This window comes from Duganella aquatilis (genome assembly GCF_009674565.1).
GTDB lineage: Bacteria > Pseudomonadota > Gammaproteobacteria > Burkholderiales > Burkholderiaceae_D > Rugamonas > Rugamonas aquatilis.
In genome coordinates this window covers 1-24,656 of record NZ_WKJL01000030.1, presented here as the reverse complement: position 1 = coordinate 24,656, position 24,656 = coordinate 1, and the positions used below count along the sequence as shown (strand labels likewise).

General features: G+C 62.5%; 18 protein-coding genes. 7 read left to right on the top strand and 11 right to left on the bottom strand.

Annotation, left to right across the window (positions count from 1 at the left end):
• Positions 1-19: 19 nt before the first annotated feature.
• Positions 20-472, top strand: a complete 453-nt coding sequence (locus tag GJ698_RS26520) for a cache domain-containing protein (protein WP_154360872.1) — start codon at positions 20-22, stop codon at positions 470-472.
• Between the two features lie 162 nt (positions 473-634).
• Here GJ698_RS26520 and gap read toward each other — a convergent pair whose 3' ends face one another.
• The 3 genes from gap to GJ698_RS26505 form a co-directional block, all read right to left on the bottom strand.
• Positions 635-1,645: a type I glyceraldehyde-3-phosphate dehydrogenase gene (gap, locus tag GJ698_RS26515; RefSeq protein ID WP_154360871.1), complete on the bottom strand. Its 1,011-nt coding sequence runs from the start codon at positions 1,643-1,645 to the stop codon at positions 635-637.
• A gap of 48 nt (positions 1,646-1,693) precedes the next feature.
• Complete coding sequence (gene tkt, locus GJ698_RS26510; RefSeq protein ID WP_154360870.1) at positions 1,694-3,688, bottom strand: transketolase; 1,995 nt, start codon at positions 3,686-3,688, stop codon at positions 1,694-1,696.
• 187 nt (positions 3,689-3,875) lie between these two features.
• Positions 3,876-6,902 carry a TonB-dependent receptor gene (locus tag GJ698_RS26505; protein ID WP_371865442.1) on the bottom strand — a complete coding sequence of 1,009 codons (3,027 nt, stop codon included), beginning with the start codon at positions 6,900-6,902 and terminating at the stop codon, positions 3,876-3,878.
• Between the two features lie 545 nt (positions 6,903-7,447).
• Between GJ698_RS26505 and GJ698_RS26500 the strand changes: the two genes are divergently transcribed.
• Positions 7,448-8,176: a 16S rRNA (uracil(1498)-N(3))-methyltransferase gene (locus GJ698_RS26500; protein ID WP_154360868.1), complete on the top strand. Its 729-nt coding sequence runs from the start codon at positions 7,448-7,450 to the stop codon at positions 8,174-8,176.
• 98 nt (positions 8,177-8,274) lie between these two features.
• Positions 8,275-9,912, top strand: coding sequence for an NAD(P)/FAD-dependent oxidoreductase (locus GJ698_RS26495; protein WP_154360867.1), 1,638 nt, complete (start codon positions 8,275-8,277; stop codon positions 9,910-9,912).
• A gap of 76 nt (positions 9,913-9,988) precedes the next feature.
• Here GJ698_RS26495 and GJ698_RS26490 read toward each other — a convergent pair whose 3' ends face one another.
• Complete coding sequence (locus GJ698_RS26490; RefSeq protein WP_154360866.1) at positions 9,989-11,338, bottom strand: GAF domain-containing sensor histidine kinase; 1,350 nt, start codon at positions 11,336-11,338, stop codon at positions 9,989-9,991.
• A gap of 312 nt (positions 11,339-11,650) precedes the next feature.
• Here GJ698_RS26490 and GJ698_RS26485 point away from each other — a divergent pair, with 312 nt between their 5' ends.
• Positions 11,651-14,416 carry a TonB-dependent receptor gene (locus GJ698_RS26485; RefSeq protein ID WP_154360865.1) on the top strand — a complete coding sequence of 922 codons (2,766 nt, stop codon included), beginning with the start codon at positions 11,651-11,653 and terminating at the stop codon, positions 14,414-14,416.
• Between the two features lie 54 nt (positions 14,417-14,470).
• Here the strand turns inward: GJ698_RS26485 and corA are convergent, their stop codons facing one another.
• Positions 14,471-15,439 (bottom strand): magnesium/cobalt transporter CorA, encoded by a 969-nt coding sequence (corA, locus tag GJ698_RS26480; RefSeq protein WP_154360864.1) that lies wholly within the window; start codon positions 15,437-15,439, stop codon positions 14,471-14,473.
• 73 nt (positions 15,440-15,512) lie between these two features.
• Positions 15,513-16,298: an SDR family NAD(P)-dependent oxidoreductase gene (locus GJ698_RS26475; protein WP_154360863.1), complete on the bottom strand. Its 786-nt coding sequence runs from the start codon at positions 16,296-16,298 to the stop codon at positions 15,513-15,515.
• Between the two features lie 90 nt (positions 16,299-16,388).
• Here GJ698_RS26475 and GJ698_RS26470 point away from each other — a divergent pair, with 90 nt between their 5' ends.
• Complete coding sequence (locus GJ698_RS26470; RefSeq protein ID WP_154360862.1) at positions 16,389-17,330, top strand: GlxA family transcriptional regulator; 942 nt, start codon at positions 16,389-16,391, stop codon at positions 17,328-17,330.
• On the opposite strand, the gene GJ698_RS26465 is transcribed toward GJ698_RS26470, so the two are convergent.
• A complete protein-coding gene (locus GJ698_RS26465; protein WP_154360861.1) occupies positions 17,302-18,216 on the bottom strand; it encodes an AraC family transcriptional regulator in 915 nt (304 codons plus the stop codon). The two genes, GJ698_RS26470 and GJ698_RS26465, sit on opposite strands and share 29 nt — an antisense overlap.
• A gap of 95 nt (positions 18,217-18,311) precedes the next feature.
• Here GJ698_RS26465 and GJ698_RS26460 point away from each other — a divergent pair, with 95 nt between their 5' ends.
• Positions 18,312-19,049, top strand: coding sequence for an SDR family oxidoreductase (locus tag GJ698_RS26460; protein WP_154360860.1), 738 nt, complete (start codon positions 18,312-18,314; stop codon positions 19,047-19,049).
• 53 nt (positions 19,050-19,102) lie between these two features.
• Here GJ698_RS26460 and ntrC read toward each other — a convergent pair whose 3' ends face one another.
• The 4 genes from ntrC to glnA form a co-directional block, all read right to left on the bottom strand.
• Entirely contained in the window at positions 19,103-20,614 is a 1,512-nt protein-coding gene (gene ntrC, locus GJ698_RS26455; protein ID WP_154360859.1) for a nitrogen regulation protein NR(I), read from the bottom strand.
• A gap of 64 nt (positions 20,615-20,678) precedes the next feature.
• Entirely contained in the window at positions 20,679-21,791 is a 1,113-nt protein-coding gene (glnL, locus tag GJ698_RS26450; RefSeq protein ID WP_154360858.1) for a nitrogen regulation protein NR(II), read from the bottom strand.
• Positions 21,788-22,270: a DUF4124 domain-containing protein gene (locus tag GJ698_RS26445; RefSeq protein ID WP_154360857.1), complete on the bottom strand. Its 483-nt coding sequence runs from the start codon at positions 22,268-22,270 to the stop codon at positions 21,788-21,790. The genes glnL and GJ698_RS26445 overlap by 4 nt, the downstream gene beginning before the upstream one ends.
• 109 nt (positions 22,271-22,379) lie before the next feature.
• Positions 22,380-23,795: a type I glutamate--ammonia ligase gene (glnA, locus tag GJ698_RS26440; protein WP_154360856.1), complete on the bottom strand. Its 1,416-nt coding sequence runs from the start codon at positions 23,793-23,795 to the stop codon at positions 22,380-22,382.
• A 315-nt stretch (positions 23,796-24,110) separates the two neighbouring features.
• Between glnA and GJ698_RS26435 the strand changes: the two genes are divergently transcribed.
• Positions 24,111-24,569: a rhodanese-like domain-containing protein gene (locus GJ698_RS26435; protein ID WP_154360855.1), complete on the top strand. Its 459-nt coding sequence runs from the start codon at positions 24,111-24,113 to the stop codon at positions 24,567-24,569.
• Positions 24,570-24,656 lie beyond the last annotated feature (87 nt).

Sequence of the window (24,656 nt, the reverse complement as noted above, 5' to 3'; positions counted from 1 at the left end):
TTAAAACAGGAGAACTCGCATGAAAGCATTATTTGCAGCAGCCGCTATCAGTCTTGCGCTGTGTGGGGTTTCATCGGCGACAGAAAAAGGAAGTCGGGAAGAAGCGGTGGCGATGGTGAAAAAAGCCGTCGCATTAGTAAAGTCCGATGGCAAGGAAAAAGCCTTTGCCGCGATTTCCGATCCCACTAATACTACTTTCCATGACCGCGATTTATATATCTACGTTTATGATTTTAATGGCATCGCATTAGCCCACGGGAATAATCCTAAAATGGTGGGTAAATCTTTAATCACGCTGAAAGATAATGAAGGCAAGCTGATGATTAAAGAAATGATCGACGTCGCCAAAACCAAGGGCAGCGGCTGGGTGGATTTTAAATGGCCGAATCCCGTCACCAAGACGGTGGAAACCAAGGCCGGCTATGTCGAGAAAGTCGACGACTTCCTGATCGGTTCCGGCGCCTACAAGTAAGCCGCTCTTCTCCCAAGCAAAAGCCGGGCTGCGTCCCGGCTTTTTTACGTCCCTGCCCCGCAAACAAGCCAGAAATTGGCACGCAAACACCAGTTTTTGGCTTGGGCTGCATAAAAAAAAGCCTCCCGGCGAACCGGGAGGCTTTAGCGGAGATACTCCGGATTACTTGGCGTTCATCAGTGCGACGGTGGTATCCAGCATGCGGTTCGAGAAACCCCATTCATTGTCGTACCACGACGATACTTTCACCAGGCGGCCCGAAACCTTGGTCAGGGTCGAATCGAAATTCGACGACGCTGGATTATGGTTGAAGTCCACCGAAACCAATGGCTCGGTTTGATAAGTCAGCACTTCTTTCAGCGCGCCTTCAGCGGCCGCTTTCATCAGCGCATTAACTTCGTCCACGGTGGTATCGCGCTTGGCGATAAACGACAGGTCGACCAGCGAAACATTAATGGTCGGTACGCGAATCGCGAAACCATCCAGTTTGCCATTCAGTTCCGGCAATACCAGGCCAACCGCAGCGGCAGCGCCGGTTTTAGTTGGAATCATGCTCATGGTGGCCGAACGGGCGCGACGCAGATCTTCGTGCATAACATCCGACAATACCTGGTCGTTGGTATAAGCGTGCACAGTGGTCATCAGGCCGGTTTCAACGCCGATGGCGTCGTTCAGCGGTTTGACCAGTGGCGCCAGGCAGTTGGTGGTGCACGATGCGTTGGAGATCACGGTGTCCGACGCCTTCAGCACGTGCTGGTTGACGCCGTACACGATGGTGGCGTCGACATCCTTGCCGCCCGGGGCCGAGATGATGACTTTCTTGGCGCCGCCCTTCAGGTGGGCCGAAGCCTTTTCCTTGGTGGTGAAGAAGCCGGTGCACTCCAGCACCACGTCCACGCCCAGGTCGCCCCATGGGATTTCGGCCGGGTTGCGCTGCGCGAACACGCGGATCACGTCGCCGTTCACGATCATGTTGTCGCCGTCGACGGTCACGGTGCCAGGGAACTTGCCGTGGGCGGTGTCGTAACGGGTCAGGTGGGCATTCGACTTGGCGTCGCCCAGGTCGTTAATGGCAACGATCTGGATGTCCTGTTTTTTGCCGCCTTCGTAGAAAGCGCGCAGTACATTACGGCCGATGCGGCCATAGCCATTGATTGCAACTTTGATCGTCATACTTTGCTCCTGATTAGAAATATAGTTAAGGCAACAAGCAATTATAGATTAAGCAATGACAGTTTTGACTTTCGCCACGACGTTTTCCACCGTGAAGCCGAAGTGCTTGAACAGCACGCCTGCCGGAGCCGACTCACCGAAGGTATCGATGCCGACAACAGCGCCTTCGAGGCCAACGTACTTGTACCAGAAATCGGTCACGCCAGCTTCGATTGCCACACGTGGCACGCCTTTGGTCAATACGCCGGCCTTGTAGGCGGGGTCCTGACGGTCAAATACATCGGTCGACGGCATCGACACCACGCGCGCGGTGATGCCTTCGGCGGCCAGCGCCGAGGCGGCGGCCTGCGCCAGTTCGATTTCCGAGCCGGTGGCGATCAGCGTCACCTGGGCGTCGGCCGCTTCACGCAGCACGTAGCCGCCGCGGGCGATGTCGGCGATCTGCTCGGCCGAACGCTCCTGGTACGGCAGGTTCTGGCGCGAGAAGATCAGCGTCGACGGACCGTCCTTGCGCTGGACCGCCGCGCCCCACGCCACCATCGATTCGGTGGTGTCGCATGGACGCCAGTTGTCCAGGTTCGGGATCAGGCGCAGCGACGAAACGTGCTCGACCGACTGGTGGGTCGGGCCGTCTTCGCCCAGGCCGATCGAATCGTGGGTGAACACGAAGATCGAACGCTGTTTCATCAGCGCGGCCATGCGCAGCGCGTTGCGGCTGTAGTCGGCGAAGGTCAGGAAAGTGGCGCCGAACGGGATGTAGCCGCCGTGCAGGGCGACGCCGTTCATGATCGCCGACATGCCGAACTCGCGCACGCCGTAGTTGATGTGGTTGCCTGGCTGGCCGGAACGCACTGGCGTGATTTCCTTCCAGTTGGTCAGGTTCGAGCCGGTCAGGTCGGCCGAGCCGCCCAGGAATTCCGGCAGCACCGGCGCCAGCGCCTGGATGGCGTTCTGGCTGGCCTTGCGGGTGGCGATGTTTTCTTTCTTTTCGACCGTGGCGGCGATGCCGGCGGCCAGGGCGGCGTCGAACGCGCCTGGCAGCTCGCCAGCCATGCGGCGCGTCAATTCAGCGGCTTCTGCCGGGAACTTGGCCGTATATTCGGCGAACTTCGCGTTCCACTCGCCTTCCAGCTTGGCGCCGGCCGGCTTGAAGTCCCACGCGGCGTAGACGTCGGCCGGCACTTCGAACGGGGCCGCGCTCCAGCCGATGTATTCGCGCACAGCGGCCACTTCCTTGTCGCCCAGCGCGGCGCCGTGCACCTTGTCGCCGCCTTGCAGGTTCGGCGAACCTTTGCCGATGATGGTTTTGCAGCAGATCAGGGTCGGCTTGGCCGAGGTCTTGGCGGCGGCGATGGCGGCCGATACGGCAGCCACGTCGTGGCCGTCGACCGCGCGGATCACGTTCCAGCCGTAGGCTTCGAAACGGGCCGGGGTGTCGTCGGTGAACCAGCCTTCCACCTTGCCGTCGATCGAGATGCCGTTGTCGTCGTACAGGGCGATCAGTTTTTTCAGGCCCAGGGTGCCGGCCAGCGCGCACGCCTCGTGCGAGATGCCTTCCATCAGGCAGCCGTCGCCGACGAAGGCGTAGGTGTAGTGGTCGACCACGTCCAGGCCCGGCTTGTTGAATTCGCTTGCCAGCAGCCATTCAGCCAGCGCCATGCCGACCGCGTTGGCGATGCCCTGGCCCAGCGGGCCGGTGGTGGTTTCCACGCCCGGGGTGTAGCCGACTTCCGGGTGGCCCGGAGTCTTCGAATGCATCTGGCGGAACGACTTGATGTCGTCCATGGTGACGGCGTAGCCGCTCAGGTGCAGCAGCGCGTAGTGCAGCATCGAACCGTGGCCGTTCGACAGCAGGAAGCGGTCGCGGTTCACCCATTTCGGGTTGGCCGGGTTGTGGCTGTAATGGCCACTCCACAGCGCAACAGCGATCTCGGCCATGCCCATCGGCATGCCTGGGTGGCCGGAATTGGCCTTCTGGACGGCGTCCATCGCCAGCGCGCGGATCGCATTGGCCTTTTGTGGGTGTTGGGGCGTAGAGGTCATCGTAGATATCACGGAAGTATGGAAACTGTGAGCAAGGACGGCGCTTGCAGAGCCCATTATTCTACCAGAGCGTGCCTGGCTGGCCTATAAATGACCACTTTGGGCGCGCAAATGAAAAATGCCGCCCGGTTCGCACCGGGCGGCATTTGGCGTCAGGCACCGCCGGCAAGCCGGCGGCCCGGATTGTTTAGAACTTGTAGTTGTACTCCGCGGTCAGCTTGACCGAGCGTGGCGCGGTGTAGCTGATGACGTTGCCGTACAGGGCGTTGACTGCCTTGCCGGTGTTGTACGACTCGGTCTGGTTCTGCGCGGTCTGACGGTTGAAGACGTTGAAGACGTCAGCCTTCAGTACCAGGCCCTTGACGAAGCGTGGCTGGTAAGCGACGTTCAGGTCCAGACGAACGTCCCAAGGCATACGGCCGCGGGAACCGCGTGGCGCAGCTTCGCCGTTGCAGAAGAAGAACTCCGAGCCGTAGTCCGTTGCCGGGTTGCCGGCGGTGTAGTACGAGTCAGGCAGGTTGCCGATACAGTTCTTCGGACGGCCGGAAGCAACCAGCAGGTTGCCGCCGACGCTCAGTTCGTCGGTGAACTGGTAGAAGCCATACGCCTTCAACTGGTGTTTGCGGTCGTTAGGCAGCAGGCCGTCCGAGTTCAGCGACAACTCTGGGTAGTCGAACACGGCGGTGGTCGACACGTCAGCCTGGCCCGAATCGGAACGGGTCTGGCCTTCCGTGTTACCGGAGTTGCGCGACAGCGTGTAGTTGATCTTACCGTACCAGCCATCACGCAGCGGGTGCTCGGCAAACAGGTCCAGCGCGGCATAGCTACGCTTGACGTCTGGATAGCCCAGCTCGGCGGCGGTCAGGTGCACCGGGGTCAGTTTCGTGCCATCGCCGGCGTAGTCGACCAGGAAGTCGTTGTCCTTGCCTGGATTGAACAGCGCGCAACCGAACACGAAGTGGTTGGTGATGCCGTGGTCGGCAGCGTACTTGTCGAACGGACGCTGATCGCAGAAGTCGTCGATGGTCGATTTCAGTTTGCGGTAGGTGACCTTGGCGCCGAAGTTCAGTTTCGCCGAGTAGGCACGCTCGAAGCCCAGGATCAACTCATCCTGGTACAGCGAGTCCATGTTCTGGGCCGCGACCTGGCGCGGGTCTTTCGACTGGCCGAACTCGTTGTTGGCGGAGAACAGGCCACCCAGTGGGGTCAGGCCGGTTGGCGCGCCGGTCACTGGATCGGTGCCGGTGTAGGTGTAGTACTGCTGGGTATTCAGCGAAGCGCCAGCTGCACGGACCGCCACGTTGGTCGGCATTTGCAGGTGATAACGACCCAGATTGCCGAATACTTTCAGCGACGAGTCACCCAGCGCATCCCAGGTAGCACCCAGACGCGGCGCCAACTGGTGACGCATCGCGATGTATGGCTGGCCGTCGCCGTTGAAGTTGGTGAACTGCTCATTACGCAGGCCGCCCTTCAGGATGATCTTCGGCGTGACTTGCCAGGTGTCCTCGATGTATTGCGCATCCTGGTCCACCGACGGGGTCGAAACGCCCGACGACAGCACGCGGCTCACATAGTAACCCTGGGCGCCGTAGCCGCCGTTGCTGGCAGGCGCAGGAACCGAGCCGTTGATCGGCAGGTTAGGATTGCTTGCGATAGCATAGGCCCAGGTACCGCCACCGGCGCGGCTGGTACCGGCCACCGAGCTGATCTTGTTCTGGTCCATACCGGCGCGGACGGTGTGATCGCCAATCTTGTATTGCAGATTGAGGTTCATCACCTTCTGCTTGTCTTGCGCGCCATCGGTCAGGATGTTGCCGGAGGTGGTCTGCGTGGTGGTGTAGTTAAAGCCAGGGATGCGCGCAGCAGCTGGGGCCGACACCTGGAACACATTCGGGTTGTAGTTGAACGGGATGAACTCGTGGCGGGTGGTGCTGCCACCGATCATGGCCGTGACCGTCACGTCGTCCGACAGGTTGCCGGTGTAGTTCAGGATACGGATATCGGCGCCGACACGGGCCGCGACCGGGGTCGGGCCATAGCTCTCGTAGTGCGCGCCGCCGTTCTTGGTGCTGCCGTGGGTCAGATAGCCGGTGGAGCCCGGGGTGTAGTTGAAGCCGTAGTACGAACGTTCGGACTTCGGATCGTCGGTGATGTAGGTCGCTTCCAGGCGGTGGTTGTCGTTGATGTTCCAGTCGACTTTCACCAGGCCGCGGTTGATCGTGTCGCGACGCTCTTCCCAACCGGTCAGGGCTGCAGTCGCGCTGTCCGCATTGACGCGGGTGTTGTCCATGTCGGTCTTGGTGCGCTCGACGTTGGCGTAGAAGAACAGTTTGTCCTTGATGATCGGACCGCCGACATACACGTTGGCGATGGTGCTGTCACGCGTATTGTCCTGGTTCCAGGTGTACAGCTTGCCGTCGGTCGCCTGACCGTTGTTGCCGTAGTAGATGTTCTTGGCTTTCGAGCGCATCGAGTTCGGCTCGGTGCTGACGCTGCCGCCGGCTTCCCAGGTGTTGGTGCCGCTCTTGGTCGAGATGTTGATCACACCGCCGGTCGAACGGCCGAATTCCGCGCCGAAGCCGCCGGTCAGCACCTGCGCCTGGCCGATCGCGCCGAATGGCAGTTCGGAAGTACCGACCTGGAACAGCACGTTGGTGACAGGGAAACCGTTGATGTAGAACGCGTTTTCCGATGCCGCCGAACCGCCGAAGCTAGGCGCATTGCCGTCGCCGTAGCGGGAGTCGCCACGGGTGGTGTTCGGCGCCAGCTGAATGATCGAGGCCACCGATGGGGTGATTGGCAGCTTGGCCAGTTCCTTGGCGGTGAAGGTCGCGCCGCTGTTGGTGCTCGATACGTCGATGCGGCTGCGGCGGCCGGTCACCTGCACGGCCTGCACGGCGGCGGTGAACGAGGCGTCGACACCCTGGCCAATCTGTACTTCAACTTCGTTGGTTTGCACGACTTTACCGTCGCGTACCAGTTGCACGGTATAGCGGCCGACCGGCAGCGCCGTCAATTGGAAACGACCGCCGGATTCCGGAAGCGCGGTACGCTTCAGACCGGTCTCCTTGTTTTCAACCTGGACCGACGCACCCGACGGCGAATCGATCTGGCCGAAAATATTACCGGAGGCGTTGGATTGGGCCATGACTGGCTGTACCACTGCGACCGACAGGGCTGCCGCGCCGAAGGCGAGCGACAGCGCGTTCACAAGAACAGTTTTTCTAAACATATGAGTGTATTCCCAATTTGAATAAATTTTGCCTTGTAGGCAACAATACCCTTTTGTCTCTCTAACGGAGATCTCTTACCAACAATTACGGACGCCATTACACCGCCCATAAATCAATAAAAACACGCGGCAAACAACTGTGTCAACAATACAACTTTTGTTATGCAATAAAACAACGGGAAATCGAAAAAAAGCCGCAAACCCTTATTTATATGTGTAATCCTTTGAATAAATAATTTATGATGAAACGACGGATTTCATACGCCGCCCAATGAGAAACACCTGTGTTTTGTTCTGAGTAAATTTCTCATATCGATATAAAATTTCCCCACACTGCCTCTCCAGCCGTTTCCTCAGAATAAAATTCAGGCGCCGCTTTGTCGCCATTTTGATACTTGATGGTGCACCGGGCAGTAATTCGCACCACCGCGGAATTAATGCGCACCACAATGGGGATGTATAACCGATGGTAGTTTCAGGTTCGCACCGATTAGAATGAGGGCTTATCATTTAATCGGAACCACATGCCGCGCTTTTACCTTCCCCAGCCGCTGGCCATCGGCCAACTGGTCGCCCTGCCCGAGGCGGTCGCCCACCATATACAGGTGCTGCGCCTGGCCCAGGGCGAGCTGATCACGCTGTTCGACGGCGACGGCGGCGAATACACCGCCAGCCTGGTCGAGATCGCCCGCCGCAGCGCCAGCGCCGAAATCAAGACCCACACCGCGCGCGAGGCCGAACTGCCGTTCGCCGTCACGCTGGCGCAGGCGCTGCCCGAGGGCAGCAAGATGGACTGGATTATCGAAAAAGCCATCGAACTCGGCGTGTCCGGCTTCCAGCCGCTGGCGGCGCAGCGCTGCGTGGTCAAGCTGTCGGCCGAACGGGCGGAGAAAAAACTGGAACACTGGCGCGGCATCATCGTCTCGGCCTCCGAGCAGAGCGGACGCAACCGCCTGGCGCAGCTGGCGCCGCCGCAGGACTACAAGCACTGGATCACCCAGCAAGACCTGCACCGCCGCATCATCCTGACGCCGCGCGCCGAACATTCGCTGGCCGACTGGGCGCGCCACCAGGCGCCGCAGGCGGTGACGCTGGTGGTCGGCCCCGAAGGCGGCCTCAGCGAGCAAGAGGAAGATCTGGCGCTGCGCCACGGCGCCCTGCCGCTGGCCATGGGGCCGCGCATCCTGCGTACCGAAACCGCGGCACTGGCGGCGGTGGCGGCGCTGAGCGCGGCCTGGGGCGGCTTCGCGTAAGCGCGCGGCCGAGGTAAAATAGCGCCTGCGGCCGCTTCCACCGGGCGGCCGCACCACTCTCCGCTAGCTACGGAGCCCGCAATTTCTGGAACCTCATCATGCTGCGTTTAAACGAAGTCAAACTCCCGCTCGACCATAGCGAGGAGCAACTGCCGGCCGCCATCTTGGCGCGCCTGGGCATCCCGGCCGCCGACCTGCTCGGCTTCACCATCTACAAGCGCAGCTACGACGCGCGCAAGAAAAGCGCCATCGTCCTGATTTATTCACTGGATGTGGAGGTGGTCAACGAAGCGGCGCTGCTGAAGCGCCTGCAGCACGACGTGCACCTGATGCCGTCGCCGGACACCGCGTATAAATTCGTCGCCGACGGCGCCGCCCTGGCCGCGCATCCGGACTTTCAGCGCCCGGTGGTGATCGGCATCGGCCCGTGCGGGCTGCTGGCGGCGCTGATCCTGGCGCAAATGGGCCTGCGCCCGATCATTCTGGAACGCGGCAAGATCGTGCGCGAGCGCACCGTCGACACCTTCGGCTTCTGGCGCCAGCGCAAGCTCAATCCGGAGTCGAACGTGCAGTTCGGCGAAGGCGGCGCCGGCACCTTCTCGGACGGCAAGCTGTACAGCCAGATCAAGGACCCGAAACACTACGGCCGCAAGGTGCTTAATGAGTTCGTCAAGGCCGGCGCGCCGGAAGAGATCATCTACGTCAGCAAGCCGCACATCGGCACCTTCCGCCTGGTCAAAATGGTCGAATCGATGCGCGACACCATCGAGGCGCTGGGCGGCGAATACCGCTTCGAGAGCAAGGTCACCGACATCGACATCGAGGACACCGCCGACGGCCGCCAGGTGCGCGGCCTGATGCTGGAGAGCGGCGAGAAGATCGTCGCCAACCACGTGGTGCTGGCCATCGGCCACAGCGCGCGCGACACCTTCGAGATGCTGTACCAGCGCGGCGTCTATATTGAAGCGAAGCCGTTCTCGATCGGCTTCCGCGTCGAGCACCCGCAATCGCTGATCGACACCTGCCGCTTCGGCCCCAACGCCGGCAACCCGATCCTGGGCGCGGCCGACTACAAGCTGGTGCACCACGCCTCCAACGGCCGCGCCGTCTACAGCTTCTGCATGTGCCCGGGCGGCACGGTGGTGGCGGCGGCGTCGGAACCGGGCCGCGTGGTCACCAACGGCATGAGCCAGTATTCGCGCAACGAGCGCAACGCCAACAGCGCCATCGTGGTCAGCATTTCACCGGAAGTCGACTATCCGGGCCACCCGCTGGCCGGCGTCGCCTTCCAGCGCGACCTCGAAGAAAAAGCCTTCCACCTGGGCGGCGGCACCTACAACGCGCCGGGCCAGCTGATGGGCGACTTCGTGGCCGGCCGCGCCTCGACCGACTTCGGCGCCGTGGTGCCGTCGTACAAGCCGGGCATCACGCTGACCGACCTGGCGCAGATCCTGCCGGAGTTCGCCGTAACGGCGCTGCGCGAAGCCTTCCCGGCGTTCGACAAGCAGCTCAAGGGTTACTTCAAGCATGACGCCGTGCTGACCGGCCTGGAAACGCGCACCTCGTCGCCGATCCGCATCAAGCGCCGCGACGACACGCTGCAAAGCCTGAACACCAAGGGCCTGTTCCCGGCCGGCGAAGGCGCCGGTTACGCCGGCGGCATCCTGTCGGCCGGCGTCGACGGCATTAAAGTGGCGGAAGCGGTGGCGCTGTCGATGGCGGCGCGCCAGGCCTAAACCCAAACCGGGGTCAGTGCCGACATTCGGACATTTCGCGTGCGAAATGTCCGAATGTCGGCACTGACCCCGGTTTTTAATCGCGGACCGGCAGCCGCAGCTTGATGCGGCAGCCGGCGCCGGGCGCGGTGGCGGCCACCGCCACCTGCCCGCCCATCTGGTGCACGATGGTGTAGACGATGTGCATGCCCAACCCGGAACCGCCCTGCCCGCGCTTGGTGGTGAAGAATGGTTCGAACAGCCGCTCGCGTACCTCGCTGGTCAGGCCGACGCCGTCGTCGGCAAACTCCAGCAGCAGCCAGCGCACGCCGCCCTCCAGCGCCAGCCGCGCGCCCAGGGTCACCTGGCCCGGGCCGCCATTCGGATAGCCGTGCTTGGCCGCGTTCATCAGCAGATTCGACAGCACTTGCGACCAGCGGCCGGCGTCGAGCTGCGTGCGCAGCTCGGGCGCGATATCGACCTCGACGCTGATGCCGACCTTGCGTAATTCCGGCCCGTGCGCCGACACCACGCTGAGCGCATGCTCGCGCAAGCCGACGTCGGCAATATGGGTGCTGCCCTGGTCCACCGCCAACTGCTTGAAGTTGCCGATCAGATCGGCAGCGCGCGCCAGGTTGCGCTCGATCAGCAGCGCGCCCTCGCGCAAGCGCTGCGCCATTCCCTGCAGTTCCGAGCGGCTGACGCGCTCGCCGCCCACGCACTTGAGCAAGTCGTCGGCGTAGCTGACCATGGTCGACGCCGCTGTAACGGCGACGCCGATCGGCGTGTTGACTTCGTGCGCGACGCCGGCCACCAGCGTGCCCAGCGCCACCATTTTTGTCTGTTCCACCAGCGTCGCCTGCGCCGCCAGCAGCGCCTCGGTGCGGCGCCGCACCTTGGCTTCCAGCTGCTGCTCGCGGTCCTGGTGCTGCAGCTCGGCGGCGCCGCGCGCGGCAAAAATTGACAGCAGCGACAGCGCCAGCAGCCGCTTGTCCTCGGCCATCGGTCCGGTGTCGATGGCCGACAGGATGCCCAGCGTCTGCCCTTCGGTGTCGATCATCGGCATGCCGATGTAGCTGTCGGCGCCCATGTCGACCAGCAGCCGGTCCTGCGGATAATCGGCCTGGATGCCGCTGGCGTGGAAGCACATGCATTGCGCGGTCACGTCCTGGCAGGGCGTGTGCTGCAGGCTGTATTCCATATTGGGCAGATAATCGTCGCCGCCCCACACCGCCAGCGTGCGGATGCCTTCGCCGGCGTCCATGCCGATCACGCGGCCGGCGATCACGTAGCGCACGTCGAGCGCCCGCGCCAGGTCGCGCACCAGGATGCGCAGGAAATCGTCGCCGCGCGCCCGCGCCGTCGAGTCGGTGATCGAACGCAGCGCGGCCTCGGCCAGCACGCGCCCCTCCTCCGCGTTGAACATCCGATACTGGTTATCGCTCATGGCCTGGCTCCGGATCGCTAAGTAAGGCCATTGTAGCGCCAACCCGTCATGAATTTAGGTTAATAAAAATCGGTTCTTTAGCACAATTTTTAGTTAATAAACGAAATATTTTGTATTTTTGTGTAAAAGTAGTCTGCCAATTGTTGGAAAAAGGCCCAAAAGTGTTGTTTCTTGCGCTGACATTACAGATTGACAATTGACCGTCACAGCGTTGCAGTGGTTTCATTCACACCTTGGATAATCTACCAAGACATTATCCGAAGAGCGTCTTTCCTAGCGACGAAAAGTAATAAATTCAAGGGAGTTACAAGAATGATGATGGAAACCGTAATTTCGCGTTCCCTGCGCCTGATGTTCTCAGGCAGCGCGGCGCTGATCGGCGTCGGCCTGCTGGCCCAGCCGGCATTCGCACAAGACACCGCGCCGATCCAGCGCGTGGAGATCACCGGTTCGTCGGTGAAGCGCGTGGATGCCGAAACCTCGCTGCCAGTCCAGGTGGTGAGCAAGGCGGACATCGCCCGTACCGGCGCCACCAGCACCGAAGAACTGCTGCAGTCGATCTCGGCGTTCTCGTCGGCCGGCGGCACCACCAACGCCACCGGCGCTGGTTCGTCCACCGGCGGCCTGTCGTCGATCTCGCTGCGCGGCCTGGGTTCGACCCGGACCCTGGTGCTGGTCAACGGCCGCCGCCTGGCAGCCTTCGCCGGCAGCGACGGCGCCTCGGTCAACATCAATGCGATTCCGCTGGCCGCCATCGAGCGCGTCGAGATCCTGAAAGACGGCGCCTCGGGCGTGTATGGTAGCGATGCGGTGGCCGGCGTGGTCAACTTCATCCTGTCCAAGCACGTGGACGGCATCGAAGTCACCGGCGGCTACGGCTCGCCAACCGAAAGCGGCGGCGGCAAGAACGCCAAGGCCTCGATCACCGGCGGCTACAACACCGACAAGCTGAGCGTTGTGGTGTCGGGTTCGTACGAGAAAGAAAAAGCGCTGTTCGGCCGCGACCGCGATTACGCGGCGTCCGCCACCAAACTGCCTTACTACAACTCGACCGCAACCGGCCAGGGTAACATTCAGGGCGCGTGGAACACCACCACCAACTCCCCTGTCACCGGCTTCAGCAACGGCGGTTCCGGCTTCGGCAATCCGCTGGCCATCGGCGACAAGTGCAGCACCATCAAGATGAGCACCATCGCCAACGGCGCCAAGGGTTCGCCATACTGCGCCTACGACAGCGGCCCGGACGTCGGCCTGACCCCGGATCGTGAACTGTACAACCTGACCAGCAACCTGAGCTATCAGATCAACGAGAACCACCAGCTGTTCGCTGACGTGCTGTACTCGCAGAGCAAGATCACCCAGACCTACCAGCCATCGCCAGCCCGTGCCGACTTCTTCGCCACCGACGGCGAATTCGAGAAGCAAGGCGTGATCCCGGCGCTGCTGCTGTACCCATCGAACCCGGCCTACCAGTCGATCGCCGTGCCATACCTGACCAGCCAGGGCTTCACCTCCCTGATCGGTCAGCCGCTGTCGATCACCTCGCGCGTGTTCGACTACGGTCCACGCCAGAACGTCGACACCGCCAAGCAGGCCCGCGTCGTGGTGGGCGCCAAGGGTACGCTGAGCTTCGCCGACTATGAAGTCGCCGTGAGCCACAATGAATCGAAGCTGGAAAGCGCCGTCACCACCGGTTACTTCTCGCAGGTCAACTACGCCAAGATCATCAACAACAGCAACTGGAACCCATGGGCGGCAGGCGGCGTGCAAACCGGCGCCCTGGCTGACCAGCTGAAGGCCGCCGCCTTCAGCGGCACCTTCCTGAACGCCAAGTCGACCAGCGACGCCTTCGACGCCAAGATCACCGGCGACTTCTTCAACGTGGCCGGCATCACCCCGCAATACGCGGTCGGCGTTCAGTCGCGTAAAGAGAAATACATCACCGATCCAAGCGCAGCCTACGAGTCGGGCGACATCTCCGGCCTGGGCGGCTCGGTCGTGCCTATCGACCGCAGCCGCACCGTCAACTCGGCCTTCGGCGAACTGAGCATTCCTGTGCTGAAATCGCTGGAGATCAACCTGGCGGCCCGCGACGACAAATACAACGACGTCGGCAACAGCGCCAACTGGAAGGGTAACTTCCGCTGGCAGCCAATCAAGGAACTGGTGCTGCGCGGCTCCTACGGCACCGGCTTCCGCGCACCGTCGCTGGTTGACCTGTGGACCCCGCAAACCCTGGGCACCTCGGAACAGTTCAACGATCCAGGCACCAAGCAAACCGGCCTGCAAGTGAACTCGCTGACCGGCGGCAACCCGAACCTGAAACCAGAGAAGTCGAAGCAGTACTCGTTCGGCGCCGTCTGGCAGCCGGTGGCATCGACCAGCATTGGTGTTGACTTCTTCAACATCAACATCCGTGACATCCTGGCCACCCCATCGGCACAGGAAGTCGTGTCGCGCTTCCGCGCTGGCGATCCAGCCTACGCTGGCCTGGTGACCCTGCTGGGCAACGACATCCAGAGCATCAAGCAAACCCTGGCCAACACCGGCAACGCCAACGTGCAGGGTCTGGACGTGTTCGCCAACTGGAAGGATAACTTCAGCTTCGGTCGCCTGGACGTCAACCTGAACGGTACCTACATGGATACCTTCGACCAGACCAGCCCTGGCGGCGATATCTCGCACAAGGTCGGCACCATCGTTGACGACACCGGCACTCCGGTGATCGGCGCGCAAAACGGCGGCGTGATCCTGCGCTGGAAACACCAGCTGGCAGCCACCTGGAGCAAAGGCCCATGGTCGACCACCCTGGTGCAGAACTACCGCACCGGCTACCAGGTTGGCCACGACCTGAACGACAACAAGGTGTTCATCGGTTCGGAAGCCATCTACGACGCCAACGTTACCTGGAAAGGTATCAAGAACGTGACCCTGGCGCTGGGCGTGAAAAACCTGTTCGACAAGCAGCCTGACCCGATTGGCACCGCGGTGACCAACCAGTTCCAGGCCGGCTACGACATCAACCAGTACGATCCACGTGGCCGCTTCGTCTACGTGACCGCCGGCTACAAGTTCTAATCAGTAGCCAGCTGTAACAAAGCCTCGCGCGGTGCAAGCCGCGCGGGGCTTTTTTTATAACCAGCCAGCCTTCTTGAAGCGCCGGTGCAGGTACAGGCAGACACCGACCATGATGGCGATCGCCATCGGATAACCGAACTTCCACTCCAGCTCCGGCATGAACTTGAAGTTCATGCCCCACAGCCCGGCAAACGCGGTGACGATAGCAAAGATAGCCGCCCACGCCGCCAGCCGCTTGTTCACTTCGCTTTCCTCGATCGCCGTCATCGACAGGTTGACCTGGATCGCGGTGGCGATGGTGTCGCGGATGCCGTCCAGCGAGGCGCTGATGCGGTGCAGGTGATCGTGCACGTCGCGGAAGTATTCCTGCGTGTCCTGGCACATCGCCGGCACGCGGCCGCCGTGCAGCCGCCCCACCGCTTCCATCAGCGGCACCACCACGTGGCGCACCACGGTGACCTTGCTCTTCAGCTGGTACAGGCGCTGGATGTTGTCGCGCTGGCGGCCCTGGGTGAAGATCATCTCCTCGATTTTTTCCAGCTCGGTTTCCAGCATGTCCAGCACCGGGAAGTAGCGGTCCACCACCGTATCCATCAGCGCGTACAGCACGAAGGCCGGGCCCAGGCGCAGCATGTGCGGCTCCTTCTCGGCGCGCGCACGCACGTTCTGGAAACCCTGCTGGCTGTCGCCGTCGCGCGAGGACAGCACATAGTTCTGGCCGACGAAGATATCGACCTCGCCCACCGTCACCTCGTGCTCGTGGCACTCGATGGTCTTCACCACCACGAACAGCGAATCGCCGTATTCCTCGATCTTCGGCCGCTGGTGGCCGCGGCTGGCGTCTTCCACGGCCAGCTCGTGCAGGCCGAATTCATGCTGCATCACCGCCAGCTCGTCGGGCTGGGCGTCGCGCAGCGCCACCCAGACAAAGGTCTCCGGTTTCTCGACATAGTCGCTGATGTCTTCCACGGGAATGTCGGCCAGTTTTTTACCGTCCTGATAGGCCACACAATTAATCAGCATACGCATTCCATAAAAAAGAAAAGCCCTTGGCTTCGTCAGCCAAGAGCTTACCTCAAACTGATGTTGCGACAGATTACGCAGCGGTTAAATAGCGCACGCCCGGCTTGTTGCGCGACAGGTTGCCGGCCAGCGCGTTGCGCGCCTCTTCCATACGGTTGAAGTCGTCCAGGTCCGGCAGCGACGGCACGGTCACCAGTTCGCGCTGGTCGAAGCCGGCCAGGGCCGCGTCCACCAGGTCTTCCGGCGTCATCACCCATTCCGCCGGCAGGTTGTCGACGGCGTGGCCGGCGCGGTCCCAGAACGGCGTGGCGATCGCGCCCGGCAGCACCGCCTGCACCTGCACGCCCTTGCCGCCGATTTCGTGGTGCAGCGACTGGCTCAGCGCCAGCACGAAGGCCTTGCTGCCGCCGTAGGTGCCATTCAACAGCTCGGGCTTGAGCGCGGCGATCGACGAGATGTTGATGATGGCGCCCTGGCCGCGCGCCACCATGCCCGGCGCGGCGGCGCGGGTCAGGCGGGTCAGCGCGGTGATGTTCACGTTGATCAGCGTATCGAGCTCTTCCGGCGTCGAATCGACCAGCGGTTTGACCGAGCCGAGGCCGGCGTTATTCACCAGCATGCCGATGCTGCTGTCGCTGCTCAGGCGCTGCTCGATGCGGCGCAGGTCGGCGCTCACGCCCAGGTCGGCGGCGATGGTGTCGACCTTGCGGCCGGTGGCGGCTTCCAGACGGCCCGCCAGCGCGCTCAGCTTGGCGGCGTCGCGCGCCACCAGGATCAGGTCGTAGCCACGGCGGGCCAGACGTTCTGCGTAGACTGCGCCGATGCCCGAGGATGCGCCGGTAATGAGTGCGGTGGTCATGATGTTTGCTCCTGTTGGTTAAGTTGACAGGCCCAGTGTACGGGCGCACACTAAGGCCCGTGTGACATAGATACCTCCTTTTAGGCCATCATGAAAAAAACCATCGGCTTGCTGCTTTTCCCCGGCTTCCAGATCGTCGATCTGGCGGCGGTGACGGTGTTCGAGGTTGCCAACGCCATGCCGGGCGGCCCGTATTACGAGATGGCCATGCTGTCCGAACACGGCGGGCCGGTGGCCAGCTCATCCGGCGTGGCGGTCATGACGCAGCCATTCAAGGCACCGGGCTTCGACACCGTCATGGTGGCCGGCAGCATGGAGCTGATCCAGGCATCGGCCCCGTTCGTGGACTTTTTGCGCGACGCCAGCCAGGCCTCGCGCCGCACCGCCAGCATCTGCACCGGTGCCTTTCTGCTGGCGGAAGCGGGCCTGCTGGAAGGCCGGCGCGTGACGACGCACTGGGCGCTGGCGCGCGAGCTGCAACGCCGCTATCCGAAAACCCGGGTGGAGGAAGACCGCATCTTCATCGAGCACGACCACGTGTGGAGCTCGGCCGGCATGACCGCCTGCATCGACCTGTCGCTGGCACTGGTGGAAGCCGATTACGGCGTCGAGCTGGCGCGCGATGTGGCGCGCAAGATGGTGGTGTATCACCGCCGCACCGGCGGCCAGTCGCAGTTTTCCGCGCTGCTGGAACTGGAGCCGAAATCGGACCGCATCCAGACCGCCCTCACCTACGCCAAGCGCAACCTGCGCAAGGCGCTGTCGGTCGACGAACTGGCCGATGCGGCCAGCCTGAGCCGGCGCCAGTTCAGCCGCGCATTCCGGCTGGAGACCGGCCAGTCGCCGGCCAAGGCGGTGGAAACCTTGCGCGTGGAAGCGGCGCGCAACATGATCGAGGAAGGCAACCACGCCATCGACGTGGTCGCGCGCGAAGTCGGCTTCGACGATCCCGAACGCATGCGCCGCGCCTTCCTGCGCGCCTACGGTGTGCCGCCGCAGGCGGTCAAGCGGGCGGCGCGGGCGGCGGCGTAAGCGCGTAGCGGGTCGGCGACATGCCCACGTGGCGCGTGAACGCCACGCTGAACGCGCTGGCGGAACCGTAGCCGACGCGTTCGGCCACCGTGGCCACGCTGTCCTCGCGCCGCCGCAGCAGGTGCTTGGCCTTGGCCATGCGCCAGCGCAGCAGGTACTCCATCGGCGCCACGCCCACGGCGCGGCTGAAGCGCTCGAAGAATGCGGAGCGCGACAGCGCTGCTTCCCTGGCCAGCTGCGCCACCGTCCACGGCGCCGTCATGTCCTCGTGCATGCGCCGCAGCGCCAGCGCCAGGCGCTCGTCGGCCAGTCCGCGCAGCAGGCCCGGCGCCGCGGCGGTGACGGCGCTGGAGCGCAGGGCTTCGATCAGCAGCACTTCCAGCAGATGCGCCAGCACCACCTCGCGTCCCGGACGCCGTGCGCGCGATTCCTCGCCCACCAGTTGCACCAGCGTCGACAGCCGCTGTTCGCCGCGCACGTGGATCAGGCGCGGCAGCAGCGAGACCAGCAGCGCCGCGTCCGGCGAATCGAAGGCGCAATGGCCGATCAGCAGCACGGCCTCGGTCGGACTGTCGGTTGGGCCGAAACGGAACTCGCCGTTCGGCAGCGCCTGCGGCGCGACATCCAGCGCGGCGGCCGGCGGCGGCTTCAGGCTGCTCATCGAGAACGCGTGCGACTCCGGTATCAGCACGAAATCGCCCTGCCGCAGCGGCAGCGCTTCCTGCCCTTCGGTGGTCAGCAGGCTGGCGCCTTCCAGCACCGCGCAGTAAAACGGCTGCCCTTCGTGCGAGCGCCGCACGCGCCACGCGCCGGCACCGCTGACGACTTTCGAGAAGCGGATGCGTGGCTGCAGCAAGGTCACCACTTCGGCGAGGGGATCGATCATATCTGGACGCTTGCTAATGGAATATGGACGAACAATTGTAGCAAGTCCGGCGGTGGCGGACTACAGTGCGGACACACCCATCTACAGGAGTTCCCATGAAAACCATCCTCATCACCGGCTGCTCGTCCGGCTTCGGCCTGGAGACCGCCCGCTATTTCCTTGAACGCGACTGGCGCGTGATCGCCACCATGCGCACGCCGCGCACGGACCTGCTGCCGCCATCGGCAAATCTGCGCGTGCTGCCGCTGGACGTCAGCGACGCCGCCAGCATCCGCCACCTGATGGAAGCCGCCGGTCCGATCGACGTATTGGTCAACAACGCCGGCATCGGCATGCTGGGTGCGCTCGAAGGCACCAGCCTGGACAAGGTACGCGAAGTGTTCGAGACCAATACCTTCGGCACCATGGCGATGACGCAGGCGGTACTGCCGCAGATGCGCGAGCGCAAGGCCGGCGTGATCATCAACGTCACTTCCGCCGTCACTTTGAAGTCCTTGCCGCTGCTGGCGGTGTACACGGGCAGCAAGGCGGCGGTGGATGCCTTCACCGCGTCGCTGGCGTTGGAACTGGAGCAGTTCAAGGTGCGCGTCAGCCTGGTGCTGCCGGGCCGCGCGCCGGCCACCAGCTTTGGCGCCAACGCGCAGCTGCGCATGCAGGGCGCGATACCGGAAGCCTATGCGGCCATGGCGCAGAATGTGTTTGCCGAATGGCAGCAATCGACAGAGGAAGTGACGCAGGCGATCGACGTGGCGCAGGCGGTGTGGCAGGCCGCGACCGATCCGGCCGCGCCCCTGCGCATCGCCGCCGGCGCCGATGCCGTGGCGCTGATGTAAAAAAAACGGCGCCTTGTGCAGCAAGGCGCCGTTTGGTTCACGCGTGAAGGGGTTTAGTCGTCCTTCGCGCCGTCGATGCCGAGTTCGGCGATCTTGCGGGTGATGGTGTTGCGGCCTATGCCCAGCCGCACCGCCGCATCATTCTTGCGGCCATGCGTATGCTTGAGCGCAGTCTTGATCAGCGCCGACTCGAACTGCCGCCCCAGCACCGCCATCACCTCCTGCTGACCGCCACTGAGCATGCTAGCAGCCTGCATTTCCAGCAATCCCAGCCACGCATCCGGCGAACCGGCCGCGCTGGCGGACACATCCGTCGCCACCGCCGTCACCGTGCCGTGATGCTGCGGCGCGCTGTAGCTGTCGCCGGTTGCCGCACCGGCCGACAACGGCGCCGAAGACGACGAAGCACTCTGCTCCTGCGACAGTTCCAGCGGCAGATCCTTGATCTCCACGGTCTGCCCCGGCGCCATCACGGTGATCCAGTTGCACAGGTTTTCCAGCTGGCGCACATTGCCCGGCAATTCCAGGCTGGCCAGGAACTGCAAGGCCGCATCGCTCATGCGCTTGGCTTCGACGCCCAATTGTTTCGCACTCTGCACCAGGAAGTGACGCACCAAAATAGGGATGTCTTCGCGACGCTCCCTCAAACTGGGCAGACGCAAACGGATCACATTCAGGCGGTGATACAAGTCTTCGCGGAACAGGCCTTCGCGCACGCGCTGCTCCAGATTCTGGTGCGTTGCCGTGATCACGCGCACGTTGGCCTTCAAGGGCTGATGGCCGCCGACGCGATAGAAGTGACCGTCCGACAGCACGCGCAACAGGCGCGTCTGCAAATCGAACGGCATGTCGCCGATTTCATCGAGGAACAGCGTGCCGTTCTCGGCCTGCTCGAAGCGGCCGCGGCGCGTGGTCTGCGCGCCGGTGAAGGCGCCACGCTCGTGGCCGAACAGTTCGGACTCCAGCAAATCCTTGGGAATCGCCGCCGTGTTCAGCGCGATGAAGGGCTGCGCCGCACGCGGACTGTGCTTGTGCAGCGCACGCGCCACCAGCTCCTTGCCGGAGCCGGATTCGCCGGTGATCAGCACCGTCACATTCGACTGCGACAGGCGGCCAATGGCGCGAAACACTTCCTGCATGGCCGGCGCCTGGCCGAGGATTTCCGGCGTTTCCGTCGGCCCCGATTCGACGCTGGTCTCGCGCAGGCTTTCATCCAGCGCGCGCCGGATCAGCTCGACGGCCTTGTCGATATCGAACGGCTTGGCCAGGTATTCAAAGGCGCCGCCCTGGAACGCCGCCACGGCGGAATCGAGGTCGGAGAAAGCGGTGATGATGATGACCGGCAGGCCCGGCAGGCGTGACTTCACCAGTTGCAGCAAGTCCAGCCCGGAGTCGCCCGGCATGCGGATGTCGGACACCAGCACCTGCGGCGTTTCATATTCCAGCGCGGCGATGGCGTCGCGTGCATTGGCAAAACTCTTGGTGGCCAGGTTTTCCCTGGCTAATGCTTTTTCCAGTACCCAGCGGATCGATTCGTCGTCGTCTACTATCCAGATTGGCTTCATGTGTTGTGTGTATTCCGCGATGGATCGTCAATCAAGGGACACGGTCCGCATTGCCCGCCACGGCTTATGGCAACGGCAGCAAAATACGGAAATCCGTAAATCCAGGCCGGCTCTCGCACTCGATCACGCCCATGTGCTGTTGCACAAAGGTCTGTGCCAAGGTCAGCCCCAGGCCGCTGCCGCCCTCCCTGCCTGACACCAGTGGGTAGAAGATGCGGTCGCGGATCTGGGGTGCGATACCCGGTCCATTGTCAATGATATGCAAGTCTAATGCCAGCCCGTAACGGACCTTGGCCAGCGTGACCTGGCGCGCCACCCGCGTCTTGAAAACGATCTGCGCCTCGCCCGCCTCGATCTGCGTCGCCAGCGCCTGGGCGGCGTTGTGCGCGATGTTGAGCACGGTCTGGATCAGCTGCTCCTTGTCGCCCCGGAATTCGGGAATCGAGGCGTCATAGTCGCGCAGGATGGTCAGGCCGGACGGGAACTCGGCCAGCATCAGGCTGCGCACCCGCTCCAGCACCTCGTGAATGTTGACGTCGCCGACGATGTGCGGCCGGCGGTGCGGCGCCAGCAGGCGGTCGACCAGCGTCTGCAGGCGGTCGGCTTCCTTGATGATGACCTGGGTGTATTCGCGCAGCTGCACCGCGTGCAGCGCCGGCAGTTCCATCTCCAGCAGCTGCGCGGCGCCACGGATGCCGCCCAGCGGATTCTTGATCTCGTGCGCCAGGTTGCGGATCAGCTCCTTGTTGACCTGGCTCTGGTCGAGGATGCGCTCCTCGCGGTCCAGCTTCAGGTGCTGCTGGTTTTCGCGCAGTTCGATCAGCACGTGGCCGGCCGGCTCGTCCAGCACCGAGACGATGCTGTGCACGTGCAGCGGCTCGCGGCCGGCGCGTTCCAGCGTCAGGTCCTGACGCAGGTCGGAAAACTTGTGTTCGCGCGCCTGCGCGACAATGTTGTCCAGCTCGTCCGGATTGACGAACTGCGCGCCCAGCTTCTGGCGCGACAGCGCCTTCACCGAGTTTTCCAGCAGGTTTTCGGCGGCGGCGTTGGCGTAGGCGATGTGGCCGCCGGCGTCCAGCATGACCACGGCCGAAGCCAGCAGCTCCAGGCCGGCCAGGGCCGGCGGCCGGTTGATGGCGGCGGCCGCGCGGGCCGCAATATTACTCACTAGGCTCATCGGATATTCGCAATCTCACGTTTCAAGGCATCGACATTCTTTTCCGAGCGGCTGATGCTGTCGCGCAGCGTGGCCACCCGTTCCTGGTATTTCGCATAGTTGCGTTCGTCGCCGCGCCGTTCCGGCTCGCCGTTGTTGAATTCGCGGCGCAGCTCGGCCAGCTTTTGCTGTTCGGTCTTCAGCTCGTCTTCCAGAATGCCGCGGCGGTCGGCGTCGCGCGCGCGCTGCTCGGCGTTGTCGACGCGCGGGAACTCGCCCGGCGTGGTCACCGGCGCGGCATTCCGCACCGCCGGCGCCGCGCGCCGCGCTGGCGCCGGCACCGTCATGCCGGGCAGGTCCATCAGCTTGCAGTAGCTGCCGCGGTTGACGTCGGTGAGCTCGACACTGCCACCGGGCGGCTGGCATTTGTAGATCTGTCCATGTGCGGCGGCGGAAGCCAACAGCGCCAGCAGCGCACTCAGTTTCAAACTCGTTGTCATTCGTAAATCCGTGGGTGGAACCTGTCCCTCCGAATATACAGCATCCAAATAAAAACGCGGGGAAAGCTCTGCTCGCCCCGCGTTCTGTATGACCGGCTGACGCCAGTGATTACAGCGAGTAGTACATGTCGAACTCAGCAGGGTGAGTGGTCATGCGCATACGTTGTACGTCCTGCATTTTCAGCTCGATGTAGGCATCGATCATGGAATCGCTGAACACGCCGCCACGGGTCAGGAACTCGCGGTCTTTGTTCAGGTTGTCCAGGGCTTCTTCCAGCGAAGCGCACACGGTTGGGATCAGTGCGTCTTCTTCCGGCGGCAGGTGGTACAGATCTTTCGATGCTGCTTCGCCTGGGTGGATCTTGTTCTGGATACCGTCCAGACCGGCCATCAGCAGCGCCGAGAAGCACAGGTAAACGTTGGCCAGTGGATCCGGGAAGCGGGTTTCGATACGACGGCCTTTTGGATTGGCCACGTGTGGAATACGGATCGAAGCCGAACGGTTTTTCGCCGAGTAAGCCAGTTTCACTGGCGCTTCGAAGCCTGGCACCAGACGCTTGTACGAGTTGGTGCCTGGGTTGGTGATCGCGTTCAGTGCCTTGGCGTGCTTGATGATGCCGCCGATGTAGTACAGCGCGGTTTCCGACAGGCCGGCATAGCCGTCGCCTGCGAACAGGTTGACGCCGCCTTTCCAGATCGACTGGTGCACGTGCATGCCCGAACCGTTGTCGCCAACGATAGGTTTCGGCATGAAGGTCGCGGTTTTGCCGTAGCTGTGGGCCACGTTCCAGACCACGTATTTCAGGTTCTGGGTCCAGTCGGCGCGCTCGACCAGGGTCGAGAACTTGGTGCCGATTTCGTTCTGGCCAGCGCCGGCCACTTCGTGGTGGTGCACTTCAACCGGGATGCCCAGCGATTCCAGGATCAGGCACATTTCCGAACGCATGTCCTGGAAGCTGTCCACTGGTGGCACTGGGAAGTAGCCGCCCTTGACGGTTGGACGGTGGCCGCTGTTGCCGCCTTCGATTTCCTTGTCGGTCGACCACGACGCTTCGTCGGAATCCACTTTGACGAAGCAGCCGGACATGTCGATCTTCCAGCGCACGCTGTCGAAGATGAAGAATTCTGGTTCCGGGCCGAAGTAGGCGGTATCGCCGATGCCCGACGATTTCAGGTAGGCTTCAGCGCGCTTGGCGATGGAACGTGGGTCGCGGTCATAGCCCTTGCCGTCGGCTGGCTCGATGACGTCGCACTGCATGAACAGCGTGGTCTCTTCCATGAACGGATCGATGTTCGCGGTGTTTGGATCAGGCATCAGAATCATGTCGGATGCTTCAATACCCTTCCAGCCGGCGATCGAGGAACCGTCAAACGCGTGACCCGATTCGAACTTGTCGATGTCGAAAGCCGACACAGGCACGGTGACGTGCTGTTCTTTACCACGGGTATCAGCGAAACGGAAATCAACGAATTTGACTTCGTTTTCCTGGACCATTTTCAGAACTTCTGCGGCTGTCATTGCCATGCGTATCTCCTAAAGGGAATGTGTGGAACTCGTGAGGCGTAAGTAAGCAGTATCTGTGCCAGCCCGAAACTCATATCGATATGTTGGTAGCGTCTTTGAACTTGGGTGCAAAATGAATCTAAAATTCACGAGCGTGTCCAATTGCCCAAATTGTCAGCAAATCAGCTTCGCACTTCTTTAGTGCATTTCCTGTATTTTGCACCTTGTAAGTGCATTTTAGGATTTTTTCTGAAAAGCGCATGGTTTTGGTGCATCGCAATCGTGGGCCGCGCACGGACGCCTATAATAAACTTAAACCTATAACCGGAAAACCTTATGAGCAAAATAGATGAGATTCTGGCTTTGGCGCGCAGCCGGAGCAAGGACTGGCCCTATGCCGGCGCGGTCACGCCGCAGGAAGCGTTTGAATTGCTGGGGGCGGAAAACGCCGTCAAGCTGGTCGACGTGCGCACCAACGCCGAGCGCGACTGGGTGGGCCGGGTGGCCATTCCGGACGCCCAACATGGTGCGGTGCAGTGGGCAACTTATCCAGGCGGCAACGCCAACCATGAATTCATCGAGCAATTAAATTCGGTGGCGCGCAAGGATCAGGTGATTTTGTTCTTGTGCCGTTCCGGCGTGCGCTCGCGTGGTGCAGCCAAGCTGGCAACCGAGCACGGCTACCAGCACTGCTACGACATCCTGGAAGGCTTCGAAGGCGACAAGGACGAGTTGGGCCACCGCAAGAACGTCAGCGGCTGGTGCAAGGCCGGCCTGCCCTGGATCGGCGCCTAAATAATCCGGGGTCAGTTCTGCCAATCGCACACGGGCTCTGCCGTAGCGGCCGCTACGGCAGAGCCCGTGTGCGATTGGCAGAACTGA

Excerpts from the sequence above, each read along its gene's own strand:
- GJ698_RS26520 (WP_154360872.1), top strand. The coding sequence starts at position 20 with ATGAAAGCATTATTTGCAGCAGCCGCTATCAGTCTTGCGCTGTGTGGG.
- gap (WP_154360871.1), bottom strand. The coding sequence starts at position 1,645 with ATGACGATCAAAGTTGCAATCAATGGCTATGGCCGCATCGGCCGTAAT.
- tkt (WP_154360870.1), bottom strand. The coding sequence starts at position 3,688 with ATGACCTCTACGCCCCAACACCCACAAAAGGCCAATGCGATCCGCGCG.
- GJ698_RS26500 (WP_154360868.1), top strand. The coding sequence starts at position 7,448 with ATGCCGCGCTTTTACCTTCCCCAGCCGCTGGCCATCGGCCAACTGGTC.
- GJ698_RS26495 (WP_154360867.1), top strand. The coding sequence starts at position 8,275 with ATGCTGCGTTTAAACGAAGTCAAACTCCCGCTCGACCATAGCGAGGAG.
- GJ698_RS26490 (WP_154360866.1), bottom strand. The coding sequence starts at position 11,338 with ATGAGCGATAACCAGTATCGGATGTTCAACGCGGAGGAGGGGCGCGTG.
- GJ698_RS26485 (WP_154360865.1), top strand. The coding sequence starts at position 11,651 with ATGATGATGGAAACCGTAATTTCGCGTTCCCTGCGCCTGATGTTCTCA.
- corA (WP_154360864.1), bottom strand. The coding sequence starts at position 15,439 with ATGCTGATTAATTGTGTGGCCTATCAGGACGGTAAAAAACTGGCCGAC.
- GJ698_RS26475 (WP_154360863.1), bottom strand. The coding sequence starts at position 16,298 with ATGACCACCGCACTCATTACCGGCGCATCCTCGGGCATCGGCGCAGTC.
- GJ698_RS26470 (WP_154360862.1), top strand. The coding sequence starts at position 16,389 with ATGAAAAAAACCATCGGCTTGCTGCTTTTCCCCGGCTTCCAGATCGTC.
- GJ698_RS26465 (WP_154360861.1), bottom strand. The coding sequence starts at position 18,216 with ATGATCGATCCCCTCGCCGAAGTGGTGACCTTGCTGCAGCCACGCATC.
- GJ698_RS26460 (WP_154360860.1), top strand. The coding sequence starts at position 18,312 with ATGAAAACCATCCTCATCACCGGCTGCTCGTCCGGCTTCGGCCTGGAG.
- ntrC (WP_154360859.1), bottom strand. The coding sequence starts at position 20,614 with ATGAAGCCAATCTGGATAGTAGACGACGACGAATCGATCCGCTGGGTA.
- glnL (WP_154360858.1), bottom strand. The coding sequence starts at position 21,791 with ATGAGCCTAGTGAGTAATATTGCGGCCCGCGCGGCCGCCGCCATCAAC.
- GJ698_RS26445 (WP_154360857.1), bottom strand. The coding sequence starts at position 22,270 with ATGACAACGAGTTTGAAACTGAGTGCGCTGCTGGCGCTGTTGGCTTCC.
- glnA (WP_154360856.1), bottom strand. The coding sequence starts at position 23,795 with ATGGCAATGACAGCCGCAGAAGTTCTGAAAATGGTCCAGGAAAACGAA.
- GJ698_RS26435 (WP_154360855.1), top strand. The coding sequence starts at position 24,111 with ATGAGCAAAATAGATGAGATTCTGGCTTTGGCGCGCAGCCGGAGCAAG.